Origin of the sequence: Pseudomonas sp. HS-18 (assembly GCF_020401845.1) — a bacterium.
In the GTDB taxonomy this organism is placed as follows: Bacteria; Pseudomonadota; Gammaproteobacteria; order Pseudomonadales; family Pseudomonadaceae; genus Pseudomonas; species Pseudomonas nitroreducens.
Genome location: NZ_CP084413.1, coordinates 2,610,728 through 2,623,003, shown reverse-complemented (window position 1 = coordinate 2,623,003; position 12,276 = coordinate 2,610,728). Strand labels below are relative to the sequence as shown.

Genomic DNA, 12,276 nt, shown 5'->3' with positions numbered 1-12,276 from the left:
ACGAAAATCAGCGGTCGTCGGCATGGATCGAGGACGGATGGCGGCAGAGCCCGTCGACCTCGATGTCCATGTAGGGGAACAGCGGCAGCTGCATCAGGGTGTCGTGCAGTTCCTCGACGCTGGCGAGGTCGAACACGCTGTAGTTGGCGTAGTGCCCGGCGATGCGCCAGAGGTGGCGCCACTTGCCCTCGCGCTGCAGGCGCTGGGCCAGTTCCTTCTCGTCGGCCTTGAGCTGGGCGGCCTTGGCCGGGTCCATGTCGACGGGCAATTTCACGGTCATCTTCACGTGGAACAGCATCGGGTCATCTCCTCTATCGGGCAGTCGGGAACAGGTTGAAAATCAGGTGCGGCGGAAGCGCGCCAGGCGCTCTTCGTCCAGGCTCAGGCCCAGGCCGGGCGTGCGCGGTACGTGCAGCTGGAAGTCGCGGTAAACCGGCGCCTCGGTGACAATCTCCTCGGTTAGCAGCAGCGGGCCGAACAGCTCGGTGGACCAGGTCAGCTTCTCCAGGGTGATGAAGGCGTGGGCCGAGGCCAGGGTGCCGACGGCGCCTTCGAGCATGGTCCCGCCGTACAGCGCGATGCCCGCCGCTTCGGCGATCTGTGCAGTGCGCAGCACGGCGCGCGGGCCACCGTTCTTGGCGATCTTCAGGGCGAAGATGCTGGCGGCGCCGTCGGCGGCGAGACTGAAGGCGTCGGCCACGCTCTCGATGGACTCATCGGCCATGATCGGTGCCGGGCTGCGCTGGTTCAGGCGCACCTGGCCGCTGCGGTTGATGCGCGAGATGGGCTGTTCGATGAGGTCGATGCCGTTCTCGCCGAGCACCTGGCAGCCGCGGATGGCCTGGGATTCATCCCAACCCTGGTTGACGTCCACGCGCACGCTGGCGCGCTCGCCCAGGGCCTTCTTGATCGCCACCACGTGCTTGAGGTCCTGCTCCAGCGGGTTGGCGCCGATCTTCAGCTTGAAGATGCGGTGGCGGCGGATCTCCAGCATCTGTTCGGCTTCGGCGATGTCGCGGGCGGTGTCGCCGGAGGCCAGGGTCCAGGCCACTTCCAGGCTGTCGCGCACGCGGCCGCCGAGCAGCTCGCTGACCGGCAGGCCCAGGCGCTTGCCCTGGGCGTCCAGCAGCGCGCTCTCGATGCCGGATCGGGCGAAGGTGTTGCCCTTGATCGACTTGTCCAGGCGCTGCATGCAAGCGTTGATGTTGCTCGCATCCTGGCCCTGGAGCAGCGGCGCGAAGTGCGCGTCGATGTTGGCCTTGATGCTTTCCGGGCTCTCGTTGCCGTAGGCCAGGCCACCGATGGTAGTGGCTTCGCCGATGCCTTCGACGCCGTCGGAGCAGCGCAGGCGGATGATCACCAGCGTCTGCCGCTGCATGGTGTGCATGGCCAGCTTGTGCGGGCGGATGGTCGGCAGGTCGACGATGATCGACTCGATGCGTTCGATGACGGGGCTACTCATGGACGGCGTTCCGTTCTGCTATTTCTGAAGTGGCCGGGCTGCCAGCTGGCGATACCCGGAGGGTCTTTTCGCGATTCAAGAAGGATTGCGCCGGGGCCTGCGGCCAGTCCAATATCGATGCCGTCTGGTTGCATACCCTGGAGGTATCATGGAGCTGCGACACCTGCGCTACTTCCGCGAAGTGGCCGGCACCCTCAACTTCACCCGCGCCGCCGAGCGCCTGCACATCGCCCAGCCACCGCTGAGCCGGCAGATCCAGCAGCTCGAGGAACTGCTCGGCGTGCCCTTGCTGGAGCGCGGCCGGCCGCTGCGCCTGACCGACGCCGGACGCTATTTCCACGAGCAGACCGGCACCCTGCTGGCGCAGCTGGAGGGCATCTGCGAAAGCACCCGGCGCATCGGCCTGGGCGAGCGCCAGTGGTTCGGCATCGGTTTCGCGCCGTCGACGCTGTACGACGGCCTGCCCGAGCTGATCCGCGAGCTGCGCAGCGATGCCGGGCTGGAGCTGGGTTTGCAGGAAATGACCACAGTGCAGCAGGTCGAGGCGCTGAAAAGCGGGCGTATCGACATCGGCTTCGGGCGCATCCGCATCGACGACCCCGCCATTACCCAGCAGGTATTGCGCGAGGAGCCGATGGTCGCCGTGCTGCCGGCCGGGCATCGCCTGCTTGGCGCGCCGCTGAGCCTGGCGCAACTGGCCGGCGAGGACTTCGTGCTCTACCCCGCCAACCCGCGCCCCAGCTATGCCGACCATGTACTGGCGCTGTTCGCCAACCATGGCCTGAGCGTGCGCGTGACGCAGTGGACCAATGAGCTGCAGACCGCCATCGGCCTGGTCGCCGCCGGCCTGGGCGTGGCGCTGGTGCCGGCGTCGGTGCAACAGCAGCACCGCGCCGACATCGGCTACGCCAGGCTGACCGACGCCGAGGCGGTCTCGCCGATCATCCTCAGCCAGCGCCGCGGCGACGTCAGCACGCCATTGCAACGCTGCCTGCAACTGATCGGCGCAAACCTGCCGTAAGCGGAACATGGCGGCGCCTCAACCCAGGTCGCCGCCACCCACCGGCAAAGTCACGCCGGTGATGTAGCTGGCTTCGTCGGAGGCGAGGAAGAGGATCGCGCCGACCTGTTCGTCGATGGTCCCGTAACGCTTCATCAGGCTGCTGTTCTCGGTCTGGTCGATGATCTGCTGGTACCAGACTTTCTCCTGCTCGCTCTGCTGCGCTGCATTGCGCGGGATGCGCCGGGGCGGCGCCTCGGTGCCGCCGGGTGCGGTGGCATTCACCCGTACGCCGCGCTCGGCGGTCTCGAAGGCCAGGCAGGCGGTCAGCGCGTTCACCCCGCCTTTCGCCGCGCCGTAGGGCACGCGGTTCACCCCGCGGGTGGCAATGGATGACACGTTGACGATGGCGCCCGCGCCCTGCTCCAGCATCGGCACCAGCGCCGCGCGGCAGCACCACAGGGTGGGGAACAGCGAGCGGCGCACCTCGGCTTCGATCTCGTCTTCGGCGTAGTGCTCGAAAGGTTTGGCCCAGATGGTGCCGCCGACGTTGTTGATGAGGATATCGAGGCGGCCGAAGCGCTCGATGGTCTGCGCGACCACACCCTGGCAGTCGGCGAAACGCTCCAGGTCGGCGGTGAGAGTGAGGACTTCGCCGTGCTGGCCGAGGGCGTCCCGCAGTTCGTGGACGATCTCCGAACGGTCCACGGCGATGACCTTCGCGCCCTCTTCCACCAGCCGCTCGGCGACGCGCCGGCCGATGCCCTGGGCGGCGCCGGTGACGAGGGCAATCTTGTTGTTGAATCTTTTCATGGTGACCTCATGGCACTGGAGCGAGCCGCCCTGTAGGACCGAGGGGGGGCGCCTAGCCCTTGCTCGCGAACCAAAGCCCCGCTGCGAAGCTGTTCGCGAGCAAGCTTGCTCCTACGAAGAGCCGCCCCGCGTGGGTTGTCGGGAATCAGGCAGCGCTGGCGGCGAACTTCTCGTAGTAGAAATTCGCCGGAGTGATGCCCTGTTCTCGGATGTACTGGCTGACCGCCTCGACCATCGGCGGCGGGCCGCAGAGGTAGAGGTCCACTTCGCCGTCGTTCAGGTGCGCCGGCTCGATGTGCTGGGTGACGTAGCCCTTGCGCGGGTAGCTGCTCTGCGGGCTGGCCACGCAGGCGCTGAAGGTGAAGTTGGGAATGCGCGCGGCGAAGTCTTCCAGCCGGTCCATTTCCACCAGGTCAACGTCGTGGGTGACACCGTAGATGAGGTGCAGCGGGTGTTCGCTGCCGCGCTCGGCGATCTGTTCGAGCATCGCGGTGAAGGGCGCGAGGCCCGTACCGCCGGCCAGCAGCAACAGCGGTCGGTTGATCTCGCGCAGGTAGAAGCTGCCCAGCGGGCCGGCCAGGGACAGGGCGTCGCCGGCCTTGGCCAGGCCGGTAAGGAAGCTGCTCATCAGGCCGCCCGGCACATTGCGGATCAGGAAGCTGACCTCACCGTCCTTCTGCAGCGAGCTGAAGGAATAGGCGCGGCTCTGCTCGCTGCCCGGCACCTGCAGGTTGACGTACTGCCCCGGCAGGAAGGCCAGCCTGCTCAGCGACTCGCCCTTGATCGACAGCGCGATGGTGCTTTCGGAGAGCTGGCGCACCGCGCTGATGTTCGCTTCGAAACTGGCCTGGGCGGTCTTGCAGACCTGCGAGGAAGCCGGCACGCGTACCACGCAATCGCTCTGCGCACGCATCTGGCAGGTGAGCACGTAGCCCTGCTCGGCTTCATCCTCGGTCAGCGCGTCCTCGATGTATTCCTGGCCCAGGTCGTAGCGGCCGGCTTCGGCGAAGCACTTGCAGGTGCCGCAGGCGCCGTCGCGGCAATCCAGCGGAATGTTGATGCCCTGGCGGTAGGCCGCATCGGCCACGGTCTCGCTCGGGCTGGCGTCGATGAAGCGGGTAACGCCGTCTTCGAAGTTGAGGGCGATCTTGTGGTTCATGGCGTGCACCTCGATGCCGCGCAGGCGGCGTCGCGCGCGGCGAATCCACGCGCGCGACGCACAGCCCTGACGGCGAAATTAGATGTGGTAGATGTCGATGACTTGCCTGACGTAGTCGTTCTTCAGCACGACCTTCTTCGCCTTCACCAACGGCCGTTCGCCACGCACGTCGAGCGTGTAGAAGCTGGTGCCGAAGTAGCTGTCGACGGTCTTGTAGCGGAAGCTCAGGGTGTGCCAGTTGAAGCGCACCTGGCACTGCCCATCGGCCTCGCCGAGCACCTCGATGTTGCTCAGGTTGTGCGAGGTGCGCGTGTCCGGCAGGGTCGCGCTGGAGCGCTCGGTCTTGATGCGGAACACGCGGTCTTCCAGGCCGCCACGGTTGCCGTACCAGATCAGCGAGATTTCCCGCTGCGGGTCTTCGGTGAGCTGGTCGCGGTCGTCCCAGGAGGGCATCCAGAAGGTGGCATCGGCGGCGTACAACTCCAGCCAGGCATCCCAGTCCTTGTCATCGAGATAGCGCGCTTCGCGGTAGAGGAAGTCACGCACGAGTTCGTAGCGGCTCATCACACGTCCTCCTCTGTCAGCGCGATGTGATTGACCTGTTCGGCAGCCAGCGCGTCGATCATGGTCTGCTGCCAGTACTGGTGCTGCAGCACGAACAGGCCCTCGTCCTCGGTGCGCACGCCGGACAGCGCCGGCGCCAGGTCGATTTCCCGCGCTGCGTCGTCGGCGCCTTCGATCCAGTGCTTCGCCCCGCGCGACATGTCGTTCCAGCCACCGGCACTGCCCTGGTAGGCCTGCTGGCAGGAGCGGAATTCCTCCAGGTCGTCCGGCGTGGCCATGCCGCTGACGTTGAAGAAATCCTCGTACTGGCGGATGCGCTGGGCGCGCGCCTCGCTGCTCTCGCCCTTGGGCGCGATGCAATAGATGGTGATCTCGGTGCGGTTGACGTCGATGGGCCGGGCGATGCGGATCTGCGAGCTGAACTGGTCCATCAGGTAGACGTTGGGGTACAGGCAGAGGTTGCGCGAGTTCTCGATCATCCAGTCGGCGCGGGCCTGGCCATGGTCGCGTGCCAGCTCGTCGCGGCGCTCGAAGGCCGGGCGCGCCTCGGGGTTGGCCCAGCGGGTCCAGAGCAGCAGATGGCCGTGGTCGAAGGAGTAGAAACCGCCACCCTGCTTGGCCCAGCCACCGGCGCTCATGGTCTTCACGGCCTCGCCCGCTTCGCGCTGCTGACGCTGGTTCTGGGTGGCGGCGTAGTTCCAGTGCACGGAGCTGACATGATAGCCGTCGGCACCGTTCTCGGCGGTGAGCTTCCAGTTGCCTTCGTAGATGTAGCTGGAGGAACCGCGCAGGACTTCCAGTCCTTCGGGGGACTGGTCGACGATCATGTCGATGATCTTCGCCGACTCGCCCAGATGCTCCACCAGCGGCTTGACGTCGGCCTTCAGGCTGCCGAAGAGGAAGCCGCGATAGGACTCGAAGCGCGCCACTTTGGTCAGGTCGTGGGAGCCTTCGCAGTTGAAGCCTTCGGGGTAGCCGGCCTCGGCCGGGTCCTTCACCTTGAGCAGCTTGCCGGAATTGTTGAAGGTCCAGCCGTGGAACGGGCAGGTGTAGCTGGAACGGTTGCCGGACTTTTGCCGGCAGAGCATGGCGCCCTTGTGGCTGCAGGCGTTGAGGAAGGCGTTGAGCACGCCGTCCTTGTTGCGCGCGATGAAGACCGACTGGCGACCGATCATGGTGGTCAGGAAGTCGTTCTTCTCGGGGATCTGGCTTTCATGGGCGAGGTAGACCCAGTTGCCTTCGAAGATATGGGTCATCTCCAGGTCGAACAGGCGCGGGTCGGTGAACATCTCCCGGCGGCAGCGGTAGACGCCCTTCGCGGCGTCTTCCTCAAGCAGTGAACGCAAGTAGTCGATACCCAGGGACATGGCCAGGGCCTCCGTTGTTATTGTTCAGGCAGGCTCAGGTTAGGGCTGGGTACGCGGGGGCAATATCCGCTTTGTGCAGAGTGCTATCCGTTTTGTGCAGGCGTGCTGGTGAGCGGATGCCCTTGATTTGTGGCACGGGATTCGCGAGCAAGCTCGCTCCTACAGGCAGGGGCTGCCTCTGTGTGCTCTTGAGGGCTTCCAGAGCGACTTCCGAGCACTCCGAACGCCCCCGTTCAACGAGGGAATTTTTCGCCTAAGCGAAAAACCGGATGTCCGGGGCAAGACCTTTGGTTACTTTGGGCGGGGCGGCCATCCGTCGTTTGCCAAAGTGACTCGCCCGAGGGGGCGAAACAAAGAGTCGGAGCGCACGCCGATGCGGCGCAGGACGCCCAAACGGCACACCCATCCAATATTGGAACCAAGGCTAACCAGCAGGAACGGCTCAGGTGCGACGCTTGAAAGTTTCCGAAGGCAACTCGCCAAACTGCTGCCGATACCCCTCGGCAAACCGCCCCAGGTGCAGGAAGCCATAGTCGAGCGCCAGTTCGGTCACGCTGCGGACGTTGCAAGCCGGGTCCGCCAGGCACGAGCGAATACGCTCCAGCTTGAGCCGGCGGATGTACTGCCGCGGCGTGGCGCCGGCATGGCGCTCGAACAGCGTGTACAACGAGCGCAGGCTCATGGACGCCTGGCGCGCCAGGGCTTCGACATCGATGTCCTCGCGCAGGTGGCCTTCGATGTACGCCTCGATGCGCTCGAAGGAGGCGCTGCCGCCAGCGATGGGCTCGCGGCTGACATTGGTCTTCAGCAGGGTCAGCAGCTTGCTGGCGACGATCTGCTGGTAGTGCTCGTCCACCCGAGCCAGACGTTCGCCGGCTTCGGACTCCTGGCAGACCATCGACAACAGGTTCACGAAGCCTTCCAGTTCGCCCAGCCGGTAGCGATTCTCGGTGAAGCGCACGCCACCGCGCGGTGCGTTCCAGCGCTGCTCGGCACAGATGGTTTCGAGCAGGGTCACCGGAATCTTCAGGATGAATTTCTCGCAGTCGTCCGAGTAGGTCAGGTCGACCGGATCGTCCGGGTTGATCAACAGCAGCTCGCCCGGCGCCAGGTAGCGCTCCTGGCGCTGGCCGCGCCAAAGGCAGTGGCCGCTGAGGAGAATCTGCAGATGGAAGATGCTTTCCAACGCCGGCGAGGTGACGCGCACCGCGCCGCCATAGCTGATACGGCAAAGGTCGAGGCTGGCGAAGCGGCGGTGGTTGAGGCTGGCCTGGGGATGACCGTGCGCCGGCAGGCGCAGGTCGTGGGTGCCCACGTGCTGGTTGACGTAACCGGAAACCGCGTAAGGATCGGCACGCTCGAATACACGGCTGCGCTCGCTCAGCAGGCTTTGCATAGAGGCACTCACAGTTGTTGTTAGTGGCCGCAATCTGCGTTGCGGTGCATCCAGTCTATGCAAGTGCAGCAGGGTCGGCGCGAGGCAGAGATGAATGGCAACACAATCCCTGCCCCGCTCGCTGCTCAGGTAGCGTCGGCGTGGCTCACCAGCCCCTTGACCAGCACCGCCGCCGTGGCGATAGCGGCCGGCACCATCAACGCGGTCAACACCTGCTCGAAGTTCCAGCCCAGGCCCAGCAGGGTCGCGCCGATCCAGGCGCCGAGGATGGCGCCGAAGCGGCCGATGCCGAGCATCCAGGACACGCCCGTGGCGCGTCCCTGGGTCGGGTAGAAGCGCGCGGCGAGAGACGGCATGGCCGACTGCGCGCCGTTCACGCACATTCCGGCAGCCAGCACCAGGGTCGCCAGGAGCGTGACGGTACCCAGGCTCTGCCCGACGAAGTAGGCGAACACGCCCGCCAGGCAATAGAAGATGCCGATGACCTTGTGCGGATTGAAGCGGTCCATGGCCCAGCCCACCGCCACCGAACTGAGCACCCCGCCGAGCTGGAACAGCGCGCCGATGAAGGCGGCCTGCTCCATGCTCGCGCCGGCGTCGCGCATCAGCGTCGGCAGCCAGCTGGTGAGCAGGTAGACGATCACCAGGCCCATGAAATAGGTCAGCCACAGCAGCAGGGTTCCCGCGCTGTAGGTGCCGGAGAAGATCACCTTGAACACGTTGCGGCTCTGCACCGTCTTCTGTTCCGGCACGCTGAACTCGCGGGCCGTGACCACCTCGGCCGGCGCGATGGGCGCCAGCACGCGCTTGACCTTGTCTGCTCCGCGATTGCGCACCACCAGGAAACGCGCCGACTCCGGCAGCCATACCAGCAGCACCACCGCCAGCAGCAGCGGCAGAACGCCGCCGAGCAACAGCAGGCTGTGCCAGCCGTAGGCCGGGATCAGTTTGGCGGAGACAAAGCCGCCCGAGGCCATGCCGAGATTGAAGCCACAGAACATGCTGGTCACCAGCAGCGACTTGAGGCGCTCGGGGGTGTACTCCGAGAGCAGCGTGGTCGCGTTGGGCATCGCCGCGCCCAGGCCGATCCCGGTCAGCAGGCGCAGCGCCATCAGCTGTTCGAGGTTGCTGCTGTAGGCCGACAGAAGGCTGAACAGTCCGAACAGGAATACCGCTACCACCAGTACGCCCTTGCGCCCGAAACGGTCGGCCAGCGGGCCGGAGCCCAGGGCGCCGAACACCATGCCGATCAACGCGGCGCTCATCACCGGACCGAGGCTGGCGCGGTCAATGCCCCAGTCCTGGGTCAGCGCCGGGGCGATGAAGCCCATGGCGGCGGTATCCAGACCGTCGAGGAAAACGATGAGGAAGCACAGCAGCACGATGCGGCACTGGTACAGCGACAGCGGCTGGGCGTTGATGAAGGACTGGACGTCGAGGGTGCCGGCAGCGGGCACGTGGGCGGAACTGGTCATGCGAAGACTTCCTGCGAAGGCGTCGTCGCGGGAAGGCCGGCTGGATCGCCCTGCACTCCCGCAAGCTGGACAGGAATGAGGCGCGAGCCGGTGGACGCAAGGACCGGCGGATGGGGCAGGCACACAGGGGCCATGGCTGACGCTCATTGTTGTTATTACCCGTCCGGCTGGACGGGTCGAGCAACAGTACGAAGAGACGTGCAGCCGTTCAATTCGATAATCGCCACAGTGGGCGGTTAGCGAACGGGTTTAGCGCTGAGCCGATCCGAGCCGCGACTAATGGAACAGCCGTGTGCCCAGCTCGCGGCTGGCCTCAAGCAGCACCGGTAGGAAGCGCGTTTCCAGCTCCTGGCGCGACACGCGCCCGGCGTGGGTGCCGACGTTCAGCGCGGCCAGCACCTGACCGGCGGAATCCTTCAGCGGCACGGCGATGGAGCGCAGCCCGACTTCCAGTTCCTGGTCGATGATCACCCAGCCCTGCTGGCGGATCTCGGCGATGCTCGCGCGCAGCATTTCCGGGGTGTGCACGGTACGGCTGGTTTTCACCTGCAGGTCGGCGTGGGCGAGGTAGTCCTCCAGCGCGTCGTCGTTCAGCCCGGCGAGCAGGATGCGGCCCATGGAGGTGCAGTACGCCGGCAGGCGGCTGCCGACGCTCAGGTCCACCGAAATCAGGCGCTGCGGCGTGGCCGAGCGGGCGATGTAGAGAATCTCGTCGCCTTCGAGCGTGGCCATCGAACAGGCTTCGTGCAGTTGCTCGCTCAAACGGTCGAGGATCGGTTGCGCGGTGACTGCCAGCGGCGTCGAGGACAGGTAGGCGTGCCCCAGGGTCAGCACCTTCGGCAACAGCGAATAGGTGCGGCCGTCGGAGGTGACGTAGCCCAGCTTCATCAGCGTGTGCAGGCAGCGGCGTACGGCGGCGCGGGGAATTTCGGTGCGGTGGCTGATCTGCGCGATGGTCAGGTGCCGTTTGCGCTCCTGGAACGCGTGGATCACCGCCAGGCCACGGGCCAGCGAGGTCATGAAGTTCGGGTCGCCGGTGAAGGCCTCGATGCGCTTGGCGGGCGAAGCGATGATCGGCGGCGCAAGGGGCGGCAGGCTGGCACGGGGGGAGTCGGTCATTGTTGTTGTCCTGGCAGGCGAATGCCGGGCGATTATCGACACGCATGGGCGATTATCGCAACACACTTGGCCGATTATCGAACAGAGGTTATCCATGCTTAGCGAATCTAGCGCATCGCGCCAGGGACAACCTGGGTTCGCGAGCAAGCTCGCTCCTTCAGGAAAACGCCTGCGCGCTCTTCGTAGGGCCAAGGGGACGCCTAGTCCTTGCTTGCGAACAACTCTCGACAGCCCGCGCGACCGCCTACAGCGGCTCCAGCTTCAACTGCCGCAACCGGCTCAGCGTTCGCGAGAAGTCCAGCGCGGCCCCGCCCGCCGCCAACTCGTCCAGCGACACCGTGGCGAACAATTGCAGCCTCAACTGCCGGTCGTAGGCGATATCGATGAAGTTGAGGAAGCGCATGCTCACGTCCGGCGGGTAGTCCGCTAGCGGGCCGAGACCGCTCACCGCCATGCGCGGGAAATGCTCGATCAGCCACAGGTAATCGCTGGCTGAGCGCGGGCGTTCGAACATTTCGCTGAAATCCATCCACGCACAGTGATCGTCGTGGGCATGCACCTTCAGCGGGTGGTGATTGACGCTGAGCACCTCGTCGAACTTCGCGTCCGCCGCCAGCCCCAGTCGGGAACCGACCAGTTCGAGATCATCGGCGCGCGCCGGCCAGAGGAAGCTGCCCCACTCTTCCAGCGACGTACTGTGCTCGCGATAGTCCTGCCCGGCATCCACCGAAATCACGTCGAAGCGCTTTTCGATCAGCTCGATGGCCGGACGGAAGCGCTCGCGGTACAGCGGGTTCGGACAGAGATTTTCCGGTTCATAGTTGGACGTACAGACCAGGCCTACGCCTTCGTCCACCAGCACCTTCAGCATCCGCCCCAGGAGCATGGCGTCGCCGATGTCGTGCACGTGGAATTCGTCGAAGCACAGCAGCCTGGTTTCCTCGGCGATGGCGCGGGCCACGCGCACCAGCGGGTCGGACTGCCCGGTGATCGCCAGCATGCGTGATTGCAGTTCCTGCAGGAAAGCATGGAAGTGCACGCGGCGCTTGGCCTGGGTCGGCGCGGCGGCGAAGAACTGGTCCATGACGAAGCTCTTGCCGCGCCCCACACCGCCCCACAGGTAGACGCCTGCGACTGGTTTGCGCAGGAAACCGTGACGCCCGGCAAGGAAGTCGTCGAGCCAGGTGGCGAGGTGGTCCACCGCCGTCACCTGAGCTTCGTCAGCGCGATAGCCGCGCTCGTCGAGCGCGGCCGCGAAGTGCCGCCGAACGCGGTCGGCGACCGGTTCGGCGGATGTCTCATGGAGTCGTGTATCAGAAGTCAAAGAACACCGTTTCCGCATTTCCCTGGACGCGGATATCAAACCGGTAAGCGAGCCTCCCGTCCACCTCGCAACGCTTTGCAATGAGGGTTTGCCGACGTTCGGGCTGCTCGATCAGGTTCAGGATCGGGTCCACGGCATTCGCTTGCGCCTCGTCGTCGAAGTACAGGCGCGTCTGCAAATGGAGATTGATACCCCGGGCGAACAGCGAGACGTTGATGTGCGGCGCCATGGGCACACCGGCAGCATTTTTCACCACACCGGGCTTGATGGTCTGCACCTGCCACTCGCCAGCATCGAAGGTCGTTGCCGTGCGTCCGAAGCCATTGAAGGGCTTTTCCAGATCGAAGGTAGTGTCATACACGCCCTCATGATTCGCCTGCCACAACTCGAGGAAGGAATCGCGGATCAGGTGGCCGTTGCCGTCGTACACATGGCCGATCAGCAGGATGTGTTCGCCGGGCGCGCCGGGCTTGGCCATCTCACTCCAGATTTCCTGGTCACGGGCCGGATTACCGGCGGCGGCCAGCGCCAGGCCGATGTGCACGTAGGGGCCGGCGGTCTGCGAGGGGGTTTCCGGCAGCAGTTCGATAGGCATGG

At 65.5% G+C, this 12,276-nt stretch carries 12 protein-coding genes; 1 reads left to right on the top strand and 11 read right to left on the bottom strand.

Going from position 1 to position 12,276, the window contains the following annotated elements; translation table 11 throughout:
• Positions 1 to 7: 7 nt before the first annotated feature.
• Positions 8 to 298 (bottom strand): muconolactone Delta-isomerase, encoded by a 291-nt coding sequence (catC, locus tag LDJ84_RS12330; protein WP_015477003.1) that lies wholly within the window; start codon positions 296 to 298, stop codon positions 8 to 10.
• 42 nt (positions 299 to 340) lie between these two features.
• Positions 341 to 1,462 carry a muconate cycloisomerase family protein gene (locus LDJ84_RS12325; protein ID WP_038803147.1) on the bottom strand — a complete coding sequence of 374 codons (1,122 nt, stop codon included), beginning with the start codon at positions 1,460 to 1,462 and terminating at the stop codon, positions 341 to 343.
• 148 nt (positions 1,463 to 1,610) lie between these two features.
• Here LDJ84_RS12325 and LDJ84_RS12320 point away from each other — a divergent pair, with 148 nt between their 5' ends.
• The gene (locus tag LDJ84_RS12320; RefSeq protein ID WP_024763347.1) at positions 1,611 to 2,483 is read left to right on the top strand and encodes a LysR family transcriptional regulator; all 873 of its coding nucleotides are present in this window, start codon (positions 1,611 to 1,613) and stop codon (positions 2,481 to 2,483) included.
• Between the two features lie 18 nt (positions 2,484 to 2,501).
• On the opposite strand, the gene LDJ84_RS12315 is transcribed toward LDJ84_RS12320, so the two are convergent.
• From LDJ84_RS12315 to pcaG, 9 genes are all read right to left on the bottom strand, one after another.
• Entirely contained in the window at positions 2,502 to 3,275 is a 774-nt protein-coding gene (locus LDJ84_RS12315; protein WP_024763346.1) for a 1,6-dihydroxycyclohexa-2,4-diene-1-carboxylate dehydrogenase, read from the bottom strand.
• 145 nt (positions 3,276 to 3,420) lie between these two features.
• A complete protein-coding gene (benC, locus tag LDJ84_RS12310; protein WP_024763345.1) occupies positions 3,421 to 4,434 on the bottom strand; it encodes a benzoate 1,2-dioxygenase electron transfer component BenC in 1,014 nt (337 codons plus the stop codon).
• Between the two features lie 78 nt (positions 4,435 to 4,512).
• Positions 4,513 to 4,998: a benzoate 1,2-dioxygenase small subunit gene (gene benB, locus LDJ84_RS12305; protein ID WP_065086574.1), complete on the bottom strand. Its 486-nt coding sequence runs from the start codon at positions 4,996 to 4,998 to the stop codon at positions 4,513 to 4,515.
• Entirely contained in the window at positions 4,998 to 6,365 is a 1,368-nt protein-coding gene (gene benA, locus LDJ84_RS12300) for a benzoate 1,2-dioxygenase large subunit (RefSeq protein ID WP_226046396.1), read from the bottom strand. The genes benB and benA overlap by 1 nt, the downstream gene beginning before the upstream one ends.
• A gap of 442 nt (positions 6,366 to 6,807) precedes the next feature.
• Positions 6,808 to 7,761: an AraC family transcriptional regulator gene (locus tag LDJ84_RS12295; RefSeq protein ID WP_226046395.1), complete on the bottom strand. Its 954-nt coding sequence runs from the start codon at positions 7,759 to 7,761 to the stop codon at positions 6,808 to 6,810.
• Between the two features lie 125 nt (positions 7,762 to 7,886).
• Complete coding sequence (locus LDJ84_RS12290; protein WP_024763341.1) at positions 7,887 to 9,236, bottom strand: MFS transporter; 1,350 nt, start codon at positions 9,234 to 9,236, stop codon at positions 7,887 to 7,889.
• A gap of 276 nt (positions 9,237 to 9,512) precedes the next feature.
• Positions 9,513 to 10,355 (bottom strand): IclR family transcriptional regulator, encoded by an 843-nt coding sequence (locus LDJ84_RS12285; protein ID WP_024763339.1) that lies wholly within the window; start codon positions 10,353 to 10,355, stop codon positions 9,513 to 9,515.
• Between the two features lie 244 nt (positions 10,356 to 10,599).
• A complete protein-coding gene (gene zapE / locus LDJ84_RS12280) occupies positions 10,600 to 11,679 on the bottom strand; it encodes a cell division protein ZapE (RefSeq protein ID WP_170859604.1) in 1,080 nt (359 codons plus the stop codon).
• Positions 11,669 to 12,274 carry a protocatechuate 3,4-dioxygenase subunit alpha gene (pcaG, locus tag LDJ84_RS12275; RefSeq protein WP_226046394.1) on the bottom strand — a complete coding sequence of 202 codons (606 nt, stop codon included), beginning with the start codon at positions 12,272 to 12,274 and terminating at the stop codon, positions 11,669 to 11,671. The genes zapE and pcaG overlap by 11 nt, the downstream gene beginning before the upstream one ends.
• Positions 12,275 to 12,276 lie beyond the last annotated feature (2 nt).